The organism is Photobacterium gaetbulicola (assembly GCF_003025515.1).
GTDB classification, from domain to species: domain Bacteria; phylum Pseudomonadota; class Gammaproteobacteria; order Enterobacterales; family Vibrionaceae; genus Photobacterium; species Photobacterium gaetbulicola.
Genome location: NZ_PYME01000014.1, coordinates 1 through 20,844, shown reverse-complemented (window position 1 = coordinate 20,844; position 20,844 = coordinate 1). Strand labels below are relative to the sequence as shown.

The following is a 20,844-nucleotide window of genomic DNA, read 5'->3' as shown; positions in this document are numbered from 1 at the left end:
TTCGGGCGCTTTCCTTTCCATTGCTTTTCTGATATCTAGCAGAATGCGTGCAACCCAAGCTACAGAATTGCCTTGCTGCGCATCTCTGGCTTTTGCTGTTTTCGCTATTGGCCAAGACTAGTCTTGATCTTTTTGCATTTCCGCAATGACATCGATATAGCCTTTCGGTGGCGGAGTCCATCCCCGCTCGGATGACGCATGTTTATCATGCCTGTCGGCCTTCATTTCGTTGCTGAGCGCTTCTTCAAGCTGCATAAACAGATCGCGGTACGTTGCATTGAATTTGCTCTCTTCGGTATTGTCCTTCCACGCTTGGTAGAGCGCTTCCTTACTCTTAGCTTCGGTTTCGACGAAGGTTTGCCGCAATTGCTCGGCTCGGAATGGATGGATACCCAGCTCCTTCATGGCTTGAGTTCCCAATGTCAGTGCAGAATGGTAGGTTTCGCTGATGATAAAATCCGCTCCCGCAAAACGCAGCGCGTAATGGTGTCCCCGATCGTAGGCCCGTGCCAAAATCCGGATATGGGGATAGGTGTGTTTCACGTACTCGGTCAACTCGACCGCCCGTTCTTGGTCATCAATTGCAATAACCAGCAACTTGGCGTCTTCAATACCTGCGGTGTGCAGCAAGTCAGGACGGGTGGCATCCCCATAGTAGCTTTTGATTTTTATGGCTCGCATGTTGTCAATTTGCCCGGCTTCATGATCGAGCACGACTGTCTTGACGCCGTTTGCAACCAGCAAGCGGTTAACTATCTGTCCAAAACGACCAATCCCAGCAATAATCACAGCTCCCGTTTCATCAATTTTATCGGCTTCGCGCTCGTTACTCTTCGCTTCAAACCTCGGTAGAACCACTTTATCAAAGAAAATGAACAGTCCCGGGGTCAAGAACATCGAGATAGCAACAACCAAGGATAATACTTGCGCAATACCTGCCGGCAGCACATGGTTTTGCACTGAATAGCTCAGTAAAACAAAACCAAACTCACCGGCCTGGGCCAAGCTCAATGTCAGCAAATAGCGATCGCTTCCCTTTACCCTGAAAATCAATGCTAGAACAAACAAGACTGTCGCCTTGACAGCCATCACCCCTAGAGTGATCGCTACCACCATGCCGACATTGCTGAACAAAACAGAAAAGTCGATGCCTGCGCCAACCGTAATGAAGAACAGACCGAGCAATAACCCTTTGAACGGTTCAATGTTCGACTCCAGCTCATGGCGAAATTCACTGTTGGCCAACACAACACCGGCCAGGAAGGTTCCCAAGGCCGGTGATAATCCGACCAGGCTCATCAAGGCAGCAATACCAATCACCAGCATGAGCGCGGTAGCCGTAAAAATCTCCCTCAATCCCGCACTGGCCACAAACCGAAACAGCGGACGACTTAAGAAGTGACCACCCACTACCACCGCAGCGATGGCCCCTATTACGACTAGCGCATACCCCCAGCCCGGCAGGCCTTCCACCAGGCTCAGTTCCTCATGATGTTCGGCCGCCTGCTGCGCCAATTGCTGGGCTTTTGCTACCAGTTCAGGCAGTGCCAGCAACGGGATCAACGCCAGCATTGGGATCACAGCGATATCCTGGAACAGCAATACCGAGAAGGCATTTCTGCCTCCCTCCGTTTTGGCTAGCCCTTTCTCGTTGAAGGTCTGCAGAACAATCGCCGTTGATGACAGGGAAAAGATCAATCCAATCGCCAGCGCCAGGGTCCACCCCAGCCCCAACGCCATCGCAATGGCCATCACCACAACGGTGGTAAGCCCGACTTGCAGCCCGCCCAAACCAAGCAGTCGATGCCGCATATCCCATAGCATTTTAGGCTCTAGTTCCAACCCGACCAAAAAAAGCATCATCACAACACCAAATTCGGCGAAGTGCTGAATGGCGAGCGTCTCATCACCCACCAAGCCCACCACGGGACCAATAACCACACCGGCTATCAGATACCCCAGCACCGAACCTAGGCCAAGCCGCTTAGCTATCGGAACGGCGACCACAGCGGCGCACAGATATATAAATGCCTGAATAAAATAGACCGTCATGCTGGCTCCTCCGTGATCAGACTGTCGAGATGATCGTTGAGCTTGGCAACTTCACCGGCCTGCTCAAAATCAATTCGATCGTCCCTCAATGCCAGTAGCAGTCGCTGCCAACCGGCTATGTGCTTGCCCACCCGCTTCTCCTCTACGGCGGTGCGAGCGCCGAACAATGCGTAGGGCGCGAGATAGTGCATCCCCGTCAGTACCGCTGTTTGTTCCAGCGGATGCAGCAATTCTCTGATGGTGTAATGATTAAAGCCCTGTTCGCAGTAGGCTGAGGCAGGCCCCCCCGCGGACAGCACGCAGAGGAACTTCTTACCCTGTAGAGCCGTTCCCTCTGAACCATAAGCAAAACCATATTCCAGCACCAAATCCTGCCACTCTTTCAAGATGGCCGGGGTGGAATACCAGTACATGGGGAACATGAACACCACGATATCGTGCTCCCTCAGCCTTTGCTGCTCCTTGTCGATATTGATCCTGAAGGTAGGATATTCATGATAGAGGTCAACCGTGGTTACCCCTTCGATGCCTTGGCACGAGCAGAACAAAGGCCAGTTGATTTCAGAGCGGTTGACAGAAGGATGGGCAAAAAGGATAAGCACTTTGTTCTTGACCCCTGACATAAACATCCTCTCGCTGGGAATGGAAATAGCAAGCTGCGAATAAGCCGCATTCGCCAAAACTCTTACAAGACAACAGCCTACATGCAACATATAGGTTTTTATGGTTGCATTAAGTGTAGACTGACAAAGAAAAAAAGGGCGCCTGGAAGAGCGCCCAAAGGAAGTTGTGCTAATTGCTTACATCGTTTCCAATCTCGGTATCCAAGGAAAGGACGCAATGTCCCAGGGGAGGTAATGGATACCAAGCTTGTTGCCCGAAACGCATAAATAACTAAGCAAAGGTGGTGCCAAGTTTCATCAGCCAGCTTTAAGCATCGAAAAAGTGCCTGTTTTATTCGTTTTATTATCGGAAATCTCTATTATTTAAACGATAAATACGCTTTTGGGCCACTTATCGCGTTTTTTTGGCATTGCCGTTGTCAATACATCGCTTTGTATAGTAATAATCTATCTCTTATTTATTATTCAGATGATTACAAAACGTGCACGGTGCACCAAAAGAGATCATTAGGGAGCCATAACGGCATTGGTTATGAATGCAAACTCACTCAGCGCTCGTTTAAAGACAAGAGCCTCAACAGACCAGGCCCAAACAACCGTGGCATTTCGCCATATGTCCATATGGCTACTCCTGATCTTGCTGCCCGTAAACCATAGCGTCGCTAAGTCTGTTATTATCCCCCAGCAGTTACTCAACCATACCGACTCCTACGGTAATGTATCCCTGCGCCGTTCTGCCGAACTGGTTTTGCCCGATCCTTTGGTTGTCGCGGGTAACCTTAATCTCGAAAATAGCCAGATCCGCCGCCTGCCCAGCACCCTGACGGTCAACGGCAACCTGAACCTGGCCTACAGTAATATTGAGTACTTGCCCGCCCAGCTGTATATCGGTGGGTATCTCAACCTTGCCCACTCGAAAATAATCGCCATCAGCGAAGGATTACAAGTCAACGGCGACCTCAGCCTTATGGGGACCCAGTTAACCAAACTGCCGACCCGACTCTATGTCGGTGGGGATCTCTACCTGGCCAACTCCATGATCAGCGAACTGCCCCCCTTCCTGGTTGTCAAAGGCAATATCTATCTGGGTGGCATCACCATTCCCCACATTCCCGAACATGCACAAATAGAAGGGACTATTTACCAGTAAAGGGCCCGGGAAAGTTCACATTCTGAACGGTCCGCCAAGACCGGATAGACAGAAACTGGGCCTTGTTTGCGGCACAAAAAACGGCAAAGAAAAAAAGCGCCCTGAAGGGCGCCAAGGGAGGTTAAAACGGACACTACGTGGTCTCGTCGTCCACAAAGGAGATTGACTAATGAATAATCTGCTGCAAGAAAGCTTGGGTGCGGTCGAACTGCGGATGACTGAAAAAGGCTTCCGGCGCGTTCTCCTCAATAATCTCCCCTGCATCCATGAAAATCACTCTGTCGGCAACCTCGCGGGCAAATCCCATTTCATGGGTCACGCAAAGCATGGTCATCCCTTCGGCGGCCAGCTCCACCATCACATCAAGTACTTCCCTGACCATTTCAGGATCCAGCGCTGAAGTCGGTTCGTCGAACAACATCACCTGCGGCTGCATCGTCAGGGAACGGGCGATTGCGACCCGCTGCTGCTGCCCACCTGATAGCTGCCCCGGAAACTTATGGGCCTGATCGGCAATTCTGACGCGCTTTAGATACTCCATCGCGAGCGCCTCCGCCTCCTGCTGAGGCATTTTCTTCACCCAGATAGGAGCCAGCGTACAATTTTGCAGCACCGTCAAATGCGGAAAAAGATTAAAATGCTGGAAACACATCCCCACTTCCCTGCGGACCAACTCGATATTTTTCAGATCCTCTGTCAGCTCTGTGCCCGCCACCTTAATTTGCCCGCGCTGGTGGGCTTCAAGGTGATTGATACAGCGGATCATGGTTGACTTGCCAGACCCAGATGGCCCGCAAATCACGATTTTTTCGCCCTTTTTTACCTCTAGGTCAATATCTTTGAGAACATGGAATTCACCGTACCACTTATTGACTTTCTGCAAGCGGATCACCGAATCTTCCGGTACCGACTGATAAACCGTTTTTGTATACATACTCAATTCCTTGTATCAATTACTATGCCCGGTGTTCAGCTTACCCTCCAGGTAAATGCTGTAACGCGACATTCCGAAACACATAATCCAAAAAACTAATGCGGCGAAAACAAAGCTCTCGGTCGAAAACCCTAGCCAAGCCGGATCACTATTGGCTGACTGTGCAATCCCCAAAACATCGAACATACCGATGATCAATACCAGGCTGGTATCTTTCAACAGTGCGATAAAAGTGTTGACGATAGAAGGGATGCTAATCTTCAGGGCCTGGGGCAAAATGATCAGCCGCGTTGATTTCCAGTAACTCAGACCAAGCGCTTCCGCAGCCTCAAACTGCCCCTTGGGAATAGATTGCAAGCCACCACGAATAGCTTCTGCCATATACGCCGCATTAAATAGCACTACGCCAATCAAGGCCCTGATCAGCTTGTCGATCTCGGTCCCTCCCGACAGGAATAACGGCAGCATAACCGAGGCCATAAATAGCACGGTGATCAGGGGGACACCACGCCAAAACTCGATATAAACCGTGCTCATGCTTCGCACTATCGGCATTGACGATCGGCGGCCAAGCGCCAAAACCACGCCGAGAGGCAATGACACCACAATACCCGTCAGGGCAATAACCAACGTAATCAACAGCCCGCCCCAAAGATGGGTTTCCACGACAGGCAAGCCCGCCAGGCCGCCGTAAAGCAAGACAACAGATAGGACAGGAAACACGGTCAAGGCAAACACCAGCCCCGCTTTTTTCACTGAGCCTTTGCCCAACAGAAGTACGGCTATAGTAGCTGCCAGCCCCAACATAAATGTCATAGGGCGCCAACTCTCATCGCTTGGGTAAAAACCAAACATGAACTGGTCAAACCGAGCCTGGACGAACACCCAACACGCGCCGTCACGGCCACAATCTTCACGGCTTAATCCAACCCAGTCAGCATCGAGGAACGCCCATTGAAAAAGGCTGGTCACCGCAGCAAATATCACCCCAGCGATCGCTCCGGTGATCAAGGTATTCAAAGCTGATGAAAACAAGTTTTCCCTCAGCCAGGCAGAAATACCGATCATCTTTGATGGTGGGGCCTCAGGAGGGGAAAAATGAAAAACTTTCATACTATCTCTCCACCAATGCCATTTTTCGGTTATAGATATTCATCAACAGCGAGGTCAACAAACTAAACGCCAAGTAAACCGCCATGGTCATAGCGATGATCTCAATCGCCTGCCCGGTTTGATTTAATGTGGTACCCGCAAACACCGACACCAGGTCCGGATACCCAATTGCCATTGCCAGCGAGGAGTTTTTCACCAAATTCAAATATTGACTGGTCAAAGGAGGAATGATGACTCGCATTGCCTGCGGGATCACGACAAGCTTGAGCACCGTTCCTGACGGCAAGCCTAAGGCATTCGCGGCTTCCGTTTGCCCCTTACTGACAGCCGCGATCCCTGAACGAACTATCTCGGCTATAAAGGCAGCGGTATATATAGCCAAAGCGATCAACAGAGCAAATAGCTCCGGCATAACATCAATACCGCCACGAAAGTTGAACCCCTTTAAGGCTGGATACTCGACCCCAACCGGTTGCCCGGCCAGATAGAAAGCTGCTGCGGGCAATATCACCATCACCAACGCGCTCAAGCGCCATGCCGGTAAACAATGTCCTGTTTGCTGTTGCCGACGATGGCTGAGCCTGTGGATAGCAACAGCAATGAACAAACCTAGCACTCCGGCTCCAAGAACCCAACTCGCACCGGGATATAACTCCAGGGCCGGCAAGAACAGTCCACGGACATTAAGAAATATGGCATCGGCTAACGACAAGCTATCACGGGGGGAAGGGAGTGCCTGTAGTACGACCGTATACCAAAAGAGGATCTGCAACAGCAGAGGAATGTTACGGAACACCTCAATATAAACCGCAGCAATTCGGCTAAGCAGCCAGTTCTTGGATAGCCGCGCGACACCGATTACAAAGCCCAGAACAGTGGCTAAGGCAATACCAAGCCCGGCAACCAAGGCAGTATTGAGCAAACCGACAACAAATGTTGCGCCATAAGTATGGGTCTCATCGTAGGGGATTAACGACATTCCGATCCCAAAACCTGCCGTTTGGCCTAAAAAATCAAACCCTGTTGAAATCCCCCGCTGCGACAGGTTAGCCAGCGCATTGTTGATGGCAACGTAGACCAACAGACCGACGCTGACTAACAACAGTACCTGAAAAAACACGGCTCTCGCAGATGGGTTGTACAGCACCCGCTTTACCGTTTTGGGGAGGAAGTTGTGGGTTATATCAGTCGATAATTCTGCGGCTACCTTGCTGCCTGCCGGCTTTTGGGCAAGATCAAGTCGCGAATCCAACTCTAAGTTACTTGTAGACATCTATGCACCTTTACCAATACGTTAATTCCCTGTGCAATATCAAAAAAAGGGGCCAGCTTCCCAGCCTCAGCTGGCCCCCATTCCAGCCAACCTAGCCATTAGCGAACAGGAGGGGCATACATAATCCCGCCGTCATTCCACAACGCATTCAAGCCCCGCGCAATCTTGAGCGGTGAGCCCGTACCGACAGTTCGTTCGAAGCTGTCGCCGTAGTTGCCCACTTGCTTCAACACCTGATAAGACCAATCATCTGCAAGTCCCAGTCCCTGCCCTTTAGGACCATCAACCCCCAGCAAGCGCAACACATTAGGATCGGTAGACTTTTTCATGCTGTCGACATTGGTCTGATCGATCCCGTACTCCTCGGCATTGACCATCACATTCAATGTCCACTTGGCGATGTTGAACCATTGATCATCACCCTGGGCAACGACTGGCCCCAGCGGCTCTTTGGAAATCACTTCAGGCAGCACAACCGCCGATGAGGGATCGGCCAATTTGATGCGTAGTGCATAGAGTTGAGACTGATCAGATGTCAGTACGTCACAGCGACCAGCTTCAAAGCCTTTTACTGTTTGGTCCGAGGTATCAAAAACAACCGGTTTGAACGACATTCCATGCATCCGGAAGTAATCAGCCAAGTTCAGCTCAGTTGTCGTACCCGACTGGATACACACAGAAGCGCCATCTAGCTCTTTGGCCGAGGCGATTCCCAACTCCTTGCTCACCATAAACCCTTGGCCGTCATAGTAGTTGACCCCAACAAAATTAATACCTAGCGCACTGTCACGCTGCATGGTCCATGTGGTATTGCGAGAGAGAATATCAATTTCGCCAGACTGTAGGGCGGTGAAACGCTCCTTGGCTGTCAGGGGGACAAACTGTACCTTGCTGGCATCTTGCAATACGGCAGCGGCGACAGCTCGGCAGTACTCAACATCTATTCCTTCCCAGTTTCCCTTTGCATCGGTACTGGAAAACCCCGGTAACCCTGTACTCACCCCACACTTTAACACTCCGGCTTCTTTTACCTTTTTCAATGTCGCTCCGGCTGAATCCGGTGTCGCCATCGCACTACCCGATACCATCAGCGCTGAAACCAGCAAGGATATAGAAACACTATTTATGACTTTTTTCATATTGGACATCCTGTCTACCATTAGAGATAAGCTTTTGTTTTATTGTGCAGTCTCACTATTGCAACAGGTGTGCCACCTACCTCCAAAGTATTAACTTATAGATAAATTCACCATTAACTGCACCATTAATGACAGAAATAACCATAGAACCAGGTACCAACACGACGCTTTACGATAGATTGGAAATATTACGTACTGAACGAACCGCTATGGTGCATAAACGCATCAAATCAGGTCATCTATTTAGACAGGGATTTGCACCAGCAATAAGCAAAGATAAATTCAGATGCGTGTTAATCACTACAACGCTACCTGCAAAAATAAAATAGACGTCTTTGGGGATACCGTCAGAAAATAATGTCTTGATTAGAACAACAAGGAAAACGTTTGCGTATAAAGGTAAATAAGTAAATTGATCGGGGGGATAATGATTGGGGGTTAAATAAATATATGCCAGAAACACTGGATCACGGGTGCTTCTGGCTTTACTTTGTATTAACTGATTTTAAATCAAAGTATTAGCGCGATTGCGCAACAATAGAATTACTTAGATTTTGATTTCAAGTTACTTGTTTGTGACTGATGGTAGAACCACTGTCGACGGTTTCTGTTTGACATAATACACCTCTCATTTTCCTAAACGAGTAAGGTTGATATTTCTCTTTAATAATACCGTTCTTACTCATCCTAACCGTTTTACTTTAAACTACAGCCTGTGACATCCTTATGACAATTCAGTAAAAGTAAAACGTCAAACCTCTTCGCAATCCAACGGGTAAGATACACATACTTGTAGGAGCACATCTTATGCCAACATTGGAATACCGAGGAATTAAAGAACTGTGATATAGCTAGAGGAGATTGACTTGACCTTAATTAACGGTTTAAGGAGCCCTGTATGGAATTTCTACCTCTGTATAGCAATCAACAGATTCCAATATAAGAGGCTACCAAGGCTTTTGCAATACTCTTTGGCATTTTTTTTGTGATAGATATCATCTATTTTCGACAATACTTACATATTGTTCAAAATAAACCATTATAGGATATTGATTTAACTAGCTAAAATATAACTCTGTCAATATATATCCCCTCCAAACGTATGGTTTCCAAATCAAGAAATTCATGCACTAATCAGCAGCAAAACCACACCACTAACACCGCAAAAACATGATATTGACAAAACCACAACAACCAATAGAATGGCATAATAGTCTACGCGGAGAGGTTACCATGGGCATGCACACTATAACCTTAGAAAAAACCGCAAAAGTACCAAAGAAAGTTCTATTTCAGCTACTTACTGACCACGACAAACTGGGTCGCTTCTTTGATGGTCAATACAGCCTAATAAAAAAGGGCAAGCCAGAAAGCAACGGCATCGGCGCAATCAGAGAAGTATCAACCGGCTTATTTACCGTTCAAGAGCAAGTTATTGATTACAAAGAAAATGAGCACCTTCATTACAAAATCATCCAAGGCGCCCCCGTGGATGAGCATGGAGGTTGGATCAAGTTCAATTCCCTGAATGCTCATGACAGCATGATCCACTACCGAGTGAAGTTCACCCCAAAAGTGAAAGGCACGGGTTGGATTATGAAGTACCTATTTGAAAAACAATTAAAAAAAGCATTAGACAATTTAGCTACCTACAGTGAAGAACACTGGCAGCCTTAATACTATCCTTCCAAATCACTGAATTATCACACTAATGCTCTAATTGTTTCATATTTATCCTCTAATTTGATCCAGTCGCTATTCATCAGAGCCTATAAGGGCTTTACTAATAGCACCAGTAGCCACCAAAGAGGATTACTATGCCACACCAACCATTACTAACGACGAAACGCTTGCTCCTACGTCCACTACAGCTGTCTGACGCCAAGCGGGTACAGGCACTCGCTGGCGAAGCGCAGGTAGCCAACGGTACGCTTAACATTCCCCATCCGTACACCGATGGTGTCGCCGGCCAATGGATAGGAAAGCATCTCGCAGGCTGGCATCAGGGTCAGTCCGCCATCTATGCCATTACCCTGAAGTCGTCCCAACAATTAATCGGCTGTATCGGCCTTCACAACATTCAAAATGATAAAGCTCAGCTTGGCTATTGGATTGGGGTTCCTTACTGGGGACAAGGCTTCTGTACCGAAGCAGCAGAACGCATTGTCGAATTTGGCTTCAAACGGTTAAAACTGGATACTATCTATGGCCAGCACTTCAGCCGCGAAACCAATCCTGGGAAAGTCATGCAAAAAATCGGCATGAAGCATGTCATGACCAAAAACGACGCCGTCAGGGTAAACATGATCACCGAGAATATGGAGTACTACGAAATTCAATCCCCCCAAGCACTTCCTGTTGTTAGCTAAGTACTGGCTTTCCCGTAACGCGTCACACCCGCAGCCTTGCCATATGGTAAACATCAACGTATTCGCCATTACGCAAGGCGTAGTTCCTCGCAGTCCCTTCGATAACAAACCCTAGTTTCTCATAAAGCGAGACTGCACGGGCATTGTCCGTATATACCGTAAGCTCGATACGGGTGATCCCTACCCAGTTCTCAGCCAAATCAATCAACTCCGATAGCAGTGCACTACCCACCCCTTTGCCCTGGTGATCGTCATGTACCGCCATACCAAGGCTTGCAACGTGGCGCCGTCGAGGGTTTTGCTCAACCACCATCCCTGCCTGGCCGACAACCCTGCCATCCATTTCAGCAAGCAGGCTATACACATTTGAAGGTAGGTTCTCTAGGCGCCGCTCCCATAACTCAATAGACGGATGAGGCAACTGCAATGTACCGCTGTAAGCATTACGCCCTGCGAATAAATCACGAATGGCTGGGATATCTTCCTTCTCAACATGCCTAATAGTAATTGGCATAGGCATACTCCTTTTGTGCTGAATACCAGCTTTTAAAACAACACATAAAACAATGAAATACAATGATTTTATAGAAAACCTCCGTAAATATTACTATCAGCCACGCAGGCTGCGTACCTCACCGTGTCTATGAGATAAATATAGTCAAATAGCTTCTTTATAAAATTCAGCTAATTTGAGATTATTTTATAATTGAAATATTTGACTGATCTTATTCTTTTCTCAGGCAGTAATAGAAATAAACTCTGTCCAGAACGGGATTGAAAAATGGCGATATTTAATTGTTTTTTCTTTAAATCTCATAACCATAGCTTAAAACACCACAAATTTTGTGCCTTTTTATGAAATCCACTAGCTATACTGAAAATGAGGTTAATAGGCCTGTTCGCATAAGAGAAACAAAATTACTTTTGCAACAAGCCACATTTAATGCTCATGGGAAAACATGGTTAATAGTTAAACCACTGAATCTTAAGTGGATAAAAAAAACAATAAATCTGATGAAAGATACGATTTAAAGGCGGGTCTTATAGGTTGAACGTGAACTTAAATGCTAATAAGTACACAAACAACAATATGGCCAAAGCCATAGAAAACGAGGTGAAGATTATGTCTAGCTTGAAAGTACTAACTGCAACTGCTGTGATTGTAATGTCTTCTTCAGCCTTTGCTGATATCCGTGTGGCAGATACCCACAACGGTGCATGGGTCACTGTAACTGAGAATGGTCAGCCGGCAGCCAACGCGACCGTATCGGTTGCCAACGTACCTCAACAACGCCAAAGCTATAAAACCGATGAAAATGGTCGGGTTTTCATTCCATTGACTCTGGAAAACTCTCGCTCCATCAAATATAAAGCAACTACCGAGGGTGGTAAACAGTCATCCCGATTTGCATTCCACTCTACTAACAAATAGCTGATGGCAACCTGTTGTGCAAAAGTCCTCTTAGGAGGGCTTTTCGTTTTGTGACCACCAGCACAAAAACCTTCGGACAGCAAAGCCAGCATTAACTGTCCTTGCTCCAATTTAAATCCCGAGCCAACACCAGTGCTAGACCGAGCATCTGGAGGAACAACGCCAAACTCCTCAGTCGAGAGACTGCCTCAGTTTTCTTCGCGTTCTCACCAATCAATGCTTGATTAGTCAGATACAAATTATTGATTTTCTCTCTGTGCTCATCCTGAACGACATCTAGCGCCGCCATCAGAGCGGGTACCCCTTTAATATCAGGGACTATGGAGGCATCCGGTAACCAATAAGCCATATCACGTGCAAGGTGTGCCGCTATCTCTTCGGGGACAGAGGCACCCACAATTTCGGCGGCATTCAGAACCTCCAATAGGTGCTCTCGCTTGCGCTCAACGGTTTCCAGCTGCTGCCAAGTCAACTGGATCAGCTTATCATTATTTTGTTGGAGCTGGGCAATCTCATTTGTCTGACGGTTTAAATCATCGATATAGAAATTGGTCAACAGCGCCGAGACAATATTGAACAATAGCCCCACCGCGACAAGCGTCCACGTAGGCACCCGCCACTTTTTAAATGAAATCTGTCCCATTCATTGTTCCATTTCATCGATAAAACAGTTAGCACCTGAAATTATGGCAAACATATTGATACTTTTATGCCAGAAAAATAAAACCAGTATTTCTTGTTGTGACAACTCTTTCTATTGCCAAATTTTTGTTTGATGACAGCGGATTTCATTGTCTATCCTTTAATTTCAAGCTGTCGAGAAAAACAAAAAGGAAAGCGATTCAATGGATAAGGTTCCAATGTATGCGACTCGTACCGTTCCTCTTACAGGCCATGACATCGAACAAAAGCGCCAAGAGCTAAAACTGGCCTTTAATCACACCTGGGACCTCTATGAATCTCTTTTCAGTGTGATTAACAATGACCAGGCTTATTTTGTCAAAGCTGAGCCCCTCCGCCATCCGTTGATCTTCTATTTTGGCCATACGGCCACCTTCTACATCAACAAGCTCAAGCTGGGAAAATTCATAGAGCGCAGAGTCAATCCGCATTTTGAATCCATGTTTGCCATTGGAGTGGACGAAATGTCATGGGACGATCTGGACGAGACCCATTATCAGTGGCCTAGCGTGGATGATGTCAAACAATACCGCAATAACGTGAAAAGCCTCGTCAATAGCGTTATTGATGAGCTTCCGTTATCGCTGCCGATCAGCGAAGAGGATCCAGCCTGGATCATCCTGATGGGAATCGAACACGAGCGCATCCACCTTGAAACCTCGTCGGTGATCATTCGCCAGTTGCCCCTTGCCGATGTCACACCTTCCCCTTTCTGGCCAGCTTGTACCGATACCAATGCCGCCCCCGACAATCGCTTACTGAGTGTCGCCGGCGGCCATATCTCCCTTGGCAAAACCGATGAGGAAAACACCTACGGCTGGGATAACGAATACGGCAGCCAAACCTACCAGGTATCTGACTTTAAGGCCTCGAAATATCTGGTATCCAACCAAGAGTTTCTCGCCTTTGTAAAAGCCGATGGCTACCGCCACCCGCGCTATTGGAATGATGAAGGCAAGGCATGGCTTGCCTTTACCCAAGCAACCATGCCACGCTTCTGGCGTAAAAAAGATGGTCAATGGTTACAGCGCAACCTCACGCAAGAAATACCTTTGCCCCTAAACTGGCCTGTCGAGGTCAACCAACTAGAAGCCAAGGCATTTTGTAACTGGAAAGCGGAGCAAAGCCAGCGCCCCATCCGGCTGTTAACAGAGGCTGAGTGGTATCTGCTGAGACAGAACATCGAAACAGATTCCCCGCATTGGGAAGAGGCCCCGGGTAATATCGAACTTGGCTATTATGCCTCATCCTGCCCTGTCGACCGGTTCGATCACGAAGGGTTTTGTGACATCATCGGTAACGTCTGGCAATGGACTGAAACCAGCATTGATGGCTTCCAGGGGTTCAAGGTGCACCCGCTGTATGATGATTTTTCCACCCCTACATTTGATGGCAAGCATAACCTGATCAAGGGCGGCTCCTGGATATCTACCGGCAATGAATCTATCAAAGCCTCAAGGTATGCATTCCGTCGCCATTTCTACCAGCATGCTGGATTCCGGTATGTCGAATCCCACCAGGCTCCCGAGACAATGGCCAGCTTGAATATCTATGAAACCGACGAACTGATTTCACAATACTTGGAATTTCACTATGGTCCTGAGTACTTTGCAGTACCAAACTTCTGCATTCATGGCGTACAAGCCTGCTTACGGGAGATTCAACTCACCCAGCACCATCGCGCACTAGACATTGGTTGCTCGGTCGGACGAGCATCCTTCGAGCTTGCCAAAACATTCGACCATGTCGACGGCATTGATTTTTCAGCACGTTTTATTCAGCAAGCCTACTCGCTCACCGAGCAAGGGGAAAAGCGCTACACCATCAGAACAGAAGGTGATTTGGTCGAGTTCAAATGTGTGACTCTGGCCGAGCTTGGTTACCAGGATATCGCCAACAAAATCAATTTTGTCCAAGGGGATGCCTGCAACCTCAAGCCGCAGTTCGGCCAGTACGACTTAATCTACGCGTCGAACCTCATTGACCGTCTGACTAATCCCAAACAGTTTCTCAGTACCATCCACCAGCGGCTAAACCCTGGCGGCTATCTCGTCATCGCCTCGCCATACACCTGGCTCGAAGAGTATACCGACAAGGCCAATTGGCTCGGCGGCATCAAAGTTAACGGCGAGAACTTCACCACCCTTGACGGGCTAACCGAAACCCTCATTCCCCATTTCGAGCTTGTCGCCGTGAAGGAAATTCCCTTCGTGATCCGAGAAACCAAACGCAAGTTCCAGCACAGCCTGTCGGAGATGACGATTTGGCGTCACCGATCGACATGAGGTAATGAACCTATGCTCATGGATAACCGCTGAGTTAGCTTTGAGCATTAATACTATAGTGCCCAACTGTCACGAAATGATAATTCCGAGAATTTAGAGAGTTGTAAAATCTTGCGAATTTTAATTAGATGACAAGAGCACCACAAATGAACACCAATTTAACAAAAATATGCCTGTTATCATCGTCGCTGTTTGCCATCACCCCGTCTTTGGGCGGAGATTTTGGTGGGCCTGGCGCAGTTGAGAACAGGCTGGAGGAAAGCTCTGCAAACTTTGGCCTTGAGTACATTGCGCTTGGCGTAATATCGCCTTATGGCGCAAGCGGCAATAATGTGAATCGAGCATCTGGCGTAGTGCAGCTGTACGGTGAATGGAATCCATTTAGTACAAATGGCGGACTTATTTTTAAGGTTGGCCATCGCCACCGCTATACTGACACGCCGGTTGCTGATATTGCTTTTGCAGATGATGTGACTGGCGGCCCCGAAGGGATCGGTTATGTTGGCTCGATTGGATCTATCTATACGGATGTCGGGTTTCTGGTCTCTAACCTGCATTGGAGGCAAAGGTTTAACGGCGGTAGGACCTCTGTCAAGCTTGGCTGGCAAGACGTTACTGATTTCGTTGATGCTTATGCCTTGGCAAACCCTGTCGACGGCTTTAACAACCTTGCATTCTCTACCGGTTCTGGGGCTATGGGGATTCCAGACGAAGGTGTATTGGCATTATCAGCAGGCCACATGGTTACGGATAACGTTTATATCGTTGGCTCCATCGCCGATGCAAATGGCAAGTCAGAAGACATTTTTGATGGCTTCAATACTGCATTCAACGACGGCGCATACTTTTCAACGCTCGAAATAGGGTTGACTGTTTCACAAGACCGGATCTATACCGATAATGTTCATATCACAGTTTGGGATTTCGGAAAGGATACACGGCATAGCAATGCAACCGGTGAAGGCGGGAAAGGGGTCAACTTCTCCGCAAGCTGGTTTGCAACCGATAATATAATGCCATTTATCAGAGGCGGATTTTCCGATGGTGATGTTGCAATGTATGATAAATCTATCAGCATGGGGGTTGGCTACTTTGGGCTTGGTAAACCTGAAAACACCCTTGGGTTAGCCGTGAACTGGGCAGAAACAAATGGTGTTGCTTTTGGCGGAGATGAACAATTCACCGCAGAGCTATATTACAACATGCAGGTGGGTAAGCATTTGCAAATTACACCAGATATCCAATACATCAATAAGCCAGCGGCATCCAGTGAGGACAACACTCTCGTGTTAGGATTAAGAGCGCGACTTTTCCTCTAGCTAAAATTGATGCATCCAGCCCTGCGAAAGAAGAAACCATTGACAAACGGGGTGATATAGCCCCGTTCAATCGTCCCTTTTGCAACTTGAAGTCACTTGGGTATATGTTATGTTGTGCACATCTAGCCAACATTAAAGTCATATCAGCCGTGAAAACCCCTTGCGTAGCAAAATGTAAAAACAATGACGGCATCTGTAGCGGATGCCACCGAACGATGCCTGAACTAGCCGCGTGGCCCGCCATGAGTGATTCTGAGCAACAGCAAAAAATTGATGAGATCCAAGGACAGCAGTCCACACACACCTGCAGCCAATGCGGCAAACCGGCTTACTGTGAGATCAGTGCCGGCAAAGACACCTGCTGGTGCTTCGAGCTAGCCAAGCGGGATACCTCTGGGCTCCCGCCGGGCACTTGCCTATGTCGTCAATGTTTAGAGAAGCTACCACCTCGCTAAACATCCACACCACCAATAAATCACCACAATTCATTCACCAACAAAATGAACAATAAAAACATAAGCTTAATTGTTAGCTTGTTTTTAATGAACAGTGTATTATAATTCATTCGAACCAAATTTGGCATACTGAAATGACTGTAGTAAGAGTATTGTTTTGTCTTATATCTGCTCTCATCCCTTTGGTTGCAACAGCAAGCAACGTGCTGCCCGACAATGAACGGATCTGTATGAGAAAGATGGAAACCTTACTCAGCCAGCAGCAAATACTGTTCAGCGATAGCCAAGCCCCCCCCGAAGTTCGGCGGCTAGCAGAGAGAGCAATTGATACTAGTCGCGAGGCATTTGCATTGCACGGCAGCTATTGCGATGCACAACGAGCACTGAAGCAGTTTGAAGTAGACAAGGACAGTGGCTTCCACTACAAACAAGGCGAAGTCAACTTTTTTGGCCGGGGCCACTATTGATAGTTCTAGGTAACTGGTTGGCAGTGCTACTATTATTCAAAACAACTTTTCAACAATTTGGTTGATTGTAAGCCCAAGCAAGGCAAACCTTTGAGGTAATGTATATGAACAAGTGGCTACTGATTTTGGCACCCCTATTCTTTCTTCTCACAGGTTGTGACACTAAGTTAGAAACGGGTTTTTCGGCCCAGAACCTTCAACAAAGCTGGGTACTGACAAAAGTCGACGGTAAAGATATCACCATTACCGAACCTCGCACGGTGCCGGGAATGGCCATCGATGCTGATCTCAAGGTATCCGGTTTCGGCGGATGCAATCGGTTCTTTGGCCAAATTGAACTGGCTGATGCAAATAGAATTCGCCTGACCGGCATGGGATCGACCAAAATGGCCTGCATTCAAGATGATCAGGCAACAATCGAAGCCATCATGACGCAATCGCTTCAAGAGTGGAATAATGCTGCTTTGGAGAACGATACTCTTACCCTGACCTCAGAGCAGCATATTCTAACTTTCACACCTGAAAAAGTGGCTGACGAAGACGGCCAGTAAGTGCCAACCCACTTGAATGCTACCCCTCGCGCAGCCTCTCTGGCTGCGCGTCGTTTTAGATGACCGAGTTACGCCTAGTTATGAAAATAAACAAGCGACAAGCCAAAACCCTCAATGAGGCAATCACCCAATGGGAGAAAGACGAGCGGATCAATGCTGATACCGCCAAGTCACTGCGCAACAGCTATGAGGTCGTTGGCTTTGACTGGAAACTGCTAGCCGTCTACTCATTCTGGATCGCCATCACCTGCTTTGTTATCTCTATCGGTGTACTGTTGGCAGACGACTATCTGATGGCATTGCTGGCAACCCTGATAGATACGCCAGCCAGCGTCCTGTCGGTCATCAGTGCGGTATTGGCTGCGGGATCGTTCGCCTTTGGGGTAAAACGCCGTCGTCGCTATCCAGAAAAATACTTCAGCAATGAAGCCATGTATTTCTTTGGCGTATTGTGGACTGCAGTATCCGTTGGGTTCCTGCGGGAAACCGCATGGTTTACCGAAACCCATGTTGCTTTCTTTTTATTGGCCCTGACACTTATCTACGGCGTGATTGGTTTTCGCCTCTCCAGCATGTTGGTTTGGATTTTTGCCCTCCTCAGCTTCGCCGCTTGGGGTTTAGAGCAAACGAGCTACTTTGCCGAGCCTTCTGCCTACTTTTTGGGGCTTAATATGGCATGGCGCCTTGTCGTGATCGGCTTGCTGGTACTGGCTACGGCCTGGTGGTTCGGACGTCAAAAAATGGCCGGGACAACCATTTCAGCAAACCAGGGAAGTTCAACTACACCTCTCCATAAATTTGCCTATTTGCAAGAGCCTACCCGATTCATCGGACTGTTCTATTTGATGTTTGCACTCTGGCTGGTGTCACTGGTCGGCAACCATACCAATGCTGCAACGTGGTCGAAGGTTTCTCAGGTCTCGTTCTTGCCTTGGGCCCTGCTATCCGGCCTAGTATGCCTGGGCTTGCTCTATCACGGCATCAAGCATGCCGACAAGCTGACCCGCAGCTTTGGGATCATCTTCTTGCTGATTAATCTCTATACGCGCTACTTTGAATACTTCTGGGATGCGATGCACAAAACCGTATTTTTCGCGCTTTTGGCACTGAGTTTCTGGCTCATCGGCACTAAAGCAGAAAAATTATGGCAGTTGAGCCATATCAAGGAAAACGAAGAAGCATAGGTAGGCGTTGGCAGCAAGATAGGGATTAGAAATGAGCGCCAAGTTGCTGCTATCATGGTGGAAAAATGTTGGAGAAAAAACAATGAAATCAAAACTACTGCTTGCGGGGCTGCTTGCCGTAACCACGGCGCTGAGCGGTTGCTCTGATGATGAAGTCGGTGACGTCAGCCTAGGTATGTTCACCATGAAGGATATCAAAATCGGGCACCTAAAAGATGACGTGGTAACAGGTGTTACCTGCCATATCGCATCGATTGAGGCCAATTTGAGCCTTGCCGATCCAAGTGACAGCTCTATTTCTTGTCGCCAGACGGGTGACATTACCCCAGAGATGATCGCACAAATAGACAAGTCCAAATCGGGTGAAGTGGTCTTCAAAAAATCCAAAAGCATTTTCTTCAAGACCATGAAAGTAAGGCGTATTTATGATGCCGAAAATCAGACCCTTCTGTATGTGTCATATACCACCAAAGAAACAGAGGGCAGCTTCAAGCACAGTCTTTCTACCGTGCCACTATGGGGAACCAAGGCGTATCGAGCTCCATCACCGGCTGAATAACTCTCACCTATAGCAGGACAGAACATAGAGGGGAAGATACAACGTTCCCCTTTTCTTTTCCTTCTACACAATGACCGTCTGCTGCGTTTCCGCCCTTGCAAAATCGGGCAAATCCACCCCAAACTGACCAACCGGACAAATAATAATATGCGCTGGCAGTCACCATAAATTATCCCAGTCCGTGCATTTTAGAAGCACTTCATAAAATCTGACACATGATACGACACATGCAGCTAACTGCCACCAACCAGCTGTTAAAATTGATAATTCAAAAAACATCGAAAAAGGAATTAAGATGAATTATTTATCAAAAAGTATCGCCATTACCTTAACGGCATTACTCATTACAGCTTGTGGCGGTGGCGGAAGTGGAGAAAGCAAAGGCTCAAACAATAATAACAGCTCAGAAAATACTGGCAGTATCGTCACCCTCCCGGCAACGTCGCAAGATATATCTTCAAGTAGCGGTCATAACACGAGCAAGTTGAATTTCAATACCAACATCATTGTTGACAGCCGCGACAACTCGGTTAGTGCAACCACCAAGATTTACAATTACGCCGATCATCAGACAGGGCTGCGTGTTGATCAAAGCGATAGTATTGCGATATTTGCTGATGGCCAAGCTGTCACGCTCAGTGAATATTTCTCTATAGATATGGGTACCCAATATCATTTCACACTGCCCATCAATGCCAGCAGTTATGAATTCCAATACACTCGAAATGGTACGATTGTCGCCCAAGGCAGCTTAGACTCCCTACCTCAAGCTTTTGGTGTATCTGGGACTGTTAACGGTGATGATATTTCCATCTCACTCCATAAGAACGCCGACCATACCTACGAGTACCTCCTAGAAAGCCTAACTTGCCAATACAATATTGACGATATGACAGCAGTAGTACGGAATATCCATTCTCGCAATGGTGAAGGGGTATTAACTGGCGATTACAACAAGAAGATCAGCACCCTTTTTGACACGACCCTTGACAGTTTGCAATCAGAGTTCGGCACTTGCACGGTTGAGGTTGATTTTTCTTCTGAGTCGAACAGCATAAACCGTGTACTTTCTAGCAAAAATATTTCAATTTTTTCCTTTTCTACTCAACTAGCCGTACTTAAGTTGTTCTGACAAATCGAGTAGGAGGAGGCCTCACGGCCTCCGTCCTCTCACACCACCGTACAAGCGTGGGTCGCATACGGCGGTTCCGAATATATTTTCAGTGACTCATACCCATCTCTCAATGAGTACATGCCC

20 protein-coding genes and 1 pseudogene are annotated in these 20,844 nt (G+C 47.6%); 12 read left to right on the top strand and 9 right to left on the bottom strand.

The annotated features are described in order from the left end of the window. Positions 1 to 117: 117 nt before the first annotated feature. Positions 118 to 2,052: a monovalent cation:proton antiporter-2 (CPA2) family protein gene (locus tag C9J03_RS13430; RefSeq protein ID WP_044621467.1), complete on the bottom strand. Its 1,935-nt coding sequence runs from the start codon at positions 2,050 to 2,052 to the stop codon at positions 118 to 120. Further along, complete coding sequence (locus C9J03_RS13425; RefSeq protein ID WP_044621468.1) at positions 2,049 to 2,675, bottom strand: NAD(P)H-dependent oxidoreductase; 627 nt, start codon at positions 2,673 to 2,675, stop codon at positions 2,049 to 2,051. The genes C9J03_RS13430 and C9J03_RS13425 overlap by 4 nt, the downstream gene beginning before the upstream one ends. A 613-nt stretch (positions 2,676 to 3,288) precedes the next feature. Here C9J03_RS13425 and C9J03_RS13420 point away from each other — a divergent pair. Beyond that, on the top strand, positions 3,289 to 3,825 hold the full coding sequence (locus C9J03_RS13420; protein WP_231580593.1) for a hypothetical protein: 537 nt from the start codon (positions 3,289 to 3,291) through the stop codon (positions 3,823 to 3,825). A 166-nt stretch (positions 3,826 to 3,991) separates the two neighbouring features. On the opposite strand, the gene C9J03_RS13415 is transcribed toward C9J03_RS13420, so the two are convergent. From C9J03_RS13415 to C9J03_RS13400, 4 genes are all read right to left on the bottom strand, one after another. Continuing rightward, positions 3,992 to 4,759 (bottom strand): amino acid ABC transporter ATP-binding protein, encoded by a 768-nt coding sequence (locus C9J03_RS13415; RefSeq protein WP_039461843.1) that lies wholly within the window; start codon positions 4,757 to 4,759, stop codon positions 3,992 to 3,994. Between the two features lie 15 nt (positions 4,760 to 4,774). Further along, on the bottom strand, positions 4,775 to 5,872 hold the full coding sequence (locus C9J03_RS13410; RefSeq protein WP_044621469.1) for an amino acid ABC transporter permease: 1,098 nt from the start codon (positions 5,870 to 5,872) through the stop codon (positions 4,775 to 4,777). 1 nt (position 5,873) lies between these two features. Then, positions 5,874 to 7,145, bottom strand: coding sequence for an amino acid ABC transporter permease (locus C9J03_RS13405; protein ID WP_082060504.1), 1,272 nt, complete (start codon positions 7,143 to 7,145; stop codon positions 5,874 to 5,876). Positions 7,146 to 7,243: 98 nt separating this feature from the next. Continuing rightward, positions 7,244 to 8,233: an amino acid ABC transporter substrate-binding protein gene (locus C9J03_RS13400; RefSeq protein WP_419761167.1), complete on the bottom strand. Its 990-nt coding sequence runs from the start codon at positions 8,231 to 8,233 to the stop codon at positions 7,244 to 7,246. A 1,284-nt stretch (positions 8,234 to 9,517) separates the two neighbouring features. On the opposite strand from C9J03_RS13400, the gene C9J03_RS13395 reads away from it, so the two are divergent. Together C9J03_RS13395 and C9J03_RS13390 are read left to right on the top strand one after the other, a co-directional pair. Further along, on the top strand, positions 9,518 to 9,961 hold the full coding sequence (locus C9J03_RS13395; protein WP_039461831.1) for an SRPBCC family protein: 444 nt from the start codon (positions 9,518 to 9,520) through the stop codon (positions 9,959 to 9,961). A gap of 140 nt (positions 9,962 to 10,101) precedes the next feature. Continuing rightward, entirely contained in the window at positions 10,102 to 10,653 is a 552-nt protein-coding gene (locus tag C9J03_RS13390; RefSeq protein WP_044621470.1) for a GNAT family N-acetyltransferase, read from the top strand. A 22-nt stretch (positions 10,654 to 10,675) separates the two neighbouring features. Here the strand turns inward: C9J03_RS13390 and C9J03_RS13385 are convergent, their stop codons facing one another. Then, positions 10,676 to 11,167, bottom strand: coding sequence for a GNAT family N-acetyltransferase (locus C9J03_RS13385; RefSeq protein WP_044621471.1), 492 nt, complete (start codon positions 11,165 to 11,167; stop codon positions 10,676 to 10,678). 609 nt (positions 11,168 to 11,776) lie between these two features. Between C9J03_RS13385 and C9J03_RS13380 the strand changes: the two genes are divergently transcribed. Beyond that, positions 11,777 to 12,085, top strand: a complete 309-nt coding sequence (locus C9J03_RS13380) for a hypothetical protein (protein ID WP_039461980.1) — start codon at positions 11,777 to 11,779, stop codon at positions 12,083 to 12,085. Positions 12,086 to 12,176: 91 nt separating this feature from the next. On the opposite strand, the gene C9J03_RS13375 is transcribed toward C9J03_RS13380, so the two are convergent. Further along, complete coding sequence (locus C9J03_RS13375) at positions 12,177 to 12,728, bottom strand: hypothetical protein (protein WP_044621472.1); 552 nt, start codon at positions 12,726 to 12,728, stop codon at positions 12,177 to 12,179. A gap of 202 nt (positions 12,729 to 12,930) precedes the next feature. Between C9J03_RS13375 and ovoA the strand changes: the two genes are divergently transcribed. The 8 genes from ovoA (at position 12,931) to C9J03_RS13335 (ending at position 20,718) form a co-directional block, all read left to right on the top strand. Next, positions 12,931 to 15,051 (top strand): 5-histidylcysteine sulfoxide synthase, encoded by a 2,121-nt coding sequence (gene ovoA / locus C9J03_RS13370; protein ID WP_044621473.1) that lies wholly within the window; start codon positions 12,931 to 12,933, stop codon positions 15,049 to 15,051. 146 nt (positions 15,052 to 15,197) lie between these two features. Further along, positions 15,198 to 16,370: a carbohydrate porin gene (locus C9J03_RS13365; RefSeq protein ID WP_044621474.1), complete on the top strand. Its 1,173-nt coding sequence runs from the start codon at positions 15,198 to 15,200 to the stop codon at positions 16,368 to 16,370. 149 nt (positions 16,371 to 16,519) lie between these two features. Next, positions 16,520 to 16,825 (top strand): DUF1289 domain-containing protein, encoded by a 306-nt coding sequence (locus tag C9J03_RS13360; RefSeq protein WP_044621968.1) that lies wholly within the window; start codon positions 16,520 to 16,522, stop codon positions 16,823 to 16,825. Between the two features lie 230 nt (positions 16,826 to 17,055). After that, a complete protein-coding gene (locus C9J03_RS13355) occupies positions 17,056 to 17,292 on the top strand; it encodes a hypothetical protein (protein WP_231580594.1) in 237 nt (78 codons plus the stop codon). A gap of 104 nt (positions 17,293 to 17,396) precedes the next feature. Beyond that, positions 17,397 to 17,843, top strand: coding sequence for an META domain-containing protein (locus tag C9J03_RS13350; protein WP_044621476.1), 447 nt, complete (start codon positions 17,397 to 17,399; stop codon positions 17,841 to 17,843). A gap of 80 nt (positions 17,844 to 17,923) precedes the next feature. After that, the gene (locus C9J03_RS13345; RefSeq protein ID WP_052829698.1) at positions 17,924 to 19,027 is read left to right on the top strand and encodes a hypothetical protein; all 1,104 of its coding nucleotides are present in this window, start codon (positions 17,924 to 17,926) and stop codon (positions 19,025 to 19,027) included. A gap of 82 nt (positions 19,028 to 19,109) precedes the next feature. Then, positions 19,110 to 19,586, top strand: coding sequence for a CreA family protein (locus C9J03_RS13340; protein ID WP_044621969.1), 477 nt, complete (start codon positions 19,110 to 19,112; stop codon positions 19,584 to 19,586). Between the two features lie 295 nt (positions 19,587 to 19,881). Then, positions 19,882 to 20,718, top strand: a complete 837-nt coding sequence (locus C9J03_RS13335) for a hypothetical protein (protein WP_044621478.1) — start codon at positions 19,882 to 19,884, stop codon at positions 20,716 to 20,718. A gap of 38 nt (positions 20,719 to 20,756) precedes the next feature. Here the strand turns inward: C9J03_RS13335 and C9J03_RS27170 are convergent. Beyond that, positions 20,757 to 20,844, bottom strand: a pseudogene (locus tag C9J03_RS27170) (group II intron maturase-specific domain-containing protein); the annotation flags it as partial.

Coding starts and splice junctions, on each gene's coding strand:
- C9J03_RS13380 (WP_039461980.1), top strand. CDS start 11,777: ATGTCTAGCTTGAAAGTACTAACTGCAACTGCTGTGATTGTAATGTCT.
- C9J03_RS13335 (WP_044621478.1), top strand. CDS start 19,882: ATGAATTATTTATCAAAAAGTATCGCCATTACCTTAACGGCATTACTC.
- C9J03_RS13365 (WP_044621474.1), top strand. CDS start 15,198: ATGAACACCAATTTAACAAAAATATGCCTGTTATCATCGTCGCTGTTT.
- C9J03_RS13350 (WP_044621476.1), top strand. CDS start 17,397: ATGAACAAGTGGCTACTGATTTTGGCACCCCTATTCTTTCTTCTCACA.
- ovoA (WP_044621473.1), top strand. CDS start 12,931: ATGGATAAGGTTCCAATGTATGCGACTCGTACCGTTCCTCTTACAGGC.
- C9J03_RS13415 (WP_039461843.1), bottom strand. CDS start 4,759: ATGTATACAAAAACGGTTTATCAGTCGGTACCGGAAGATTCGGTGATC.
- C9J03_RS13375 (WP_044621472.1), bottom strand. CDS start 12,728: ATGGGACAGATTTCATTTAAAAAGTGGCGGGTGCCTACGTGGACGCTT.
- C9J03_RS13390 (WP_044621470.1), top strand. CDS start 10,102: ATGCCACACCAACCATTACTAACGACGAAACGCTTGCTCCTACGTCCA.
- C9J03_RS13355 (WP_231580594.1), top strand. CDS start 17,056: ATGAGAAAGATGGAAACCTTACTCAGCCAGCAGCAAATACTGTTCAGC.
- C9J03_RS13345 (WP_052829698.1), top strand. CDS start 17,924: ATGAAAATAAACAAGCGACAAGCCAAAACCCTCAATGAGGCAATCACC.
- C9J03_RS13405 (WP_082060504.1), bottom strand. CDS start 7,145: ATGTCTACAAGTAACTTAGAGTTGGATTCGCGACTTGATCTTGCCCAA.
- C9J03_RS13340 (WP_044621969.1), top strand. CDS start 19,110: ATGAAATCAAAACTACTGCTTGCGGGGCTGCTTGCCGTAACCACGGCG.
- C9J03_RS13425 (WP_044621468.1), bottom strand. CDS start 2,675: ATGTCAGGGGTCAAGAACAAAGTGCTTATCCTTTTTGCCCATCCTTCT.
- C9J03_RS13410 (WP_044621469.1), bottom strand. CDS start 5,872: ATGAAAGTTTTTCATTTTTCCCCTCCTGAGGCCCCACCATCAAAGATG.
- C9J03_RS13420 (WP_231580593.1), top strand. CDS start 3,289: ATGTCCATATGGCTACTCCTGATCTTGCTGCCCGTAAACCATAGCGTC.
- C9J03_RS13395 (WP_039461831.1), top strand. CDS start 9,518: ATGGGCATGCACACTATAACCTTAGAAAAAACCGCAAAAGTACCAAAG.
- C9J03_RS13400 (WP_419761167.1), bottom strand. CDS start 8,233: ATGGTATCGGGTAGTGCGATGGCGACACCGGATTCAGCCGGAGCGACA.
- C9J03_RS13385 (WP_044621471.1), bottom strand. CDS start 11,167: ATGCCAATTACTATTAGGCATGTTGAGAAGGAAGATATCCCAGCCATT.
- C9J03_RS13430 (WP_044621467.1), bottom strand. CDS start 2,052: ATGACGGTCTATTTTATTCAGGCATTTATATATCTGTGCGCCGCTGTG.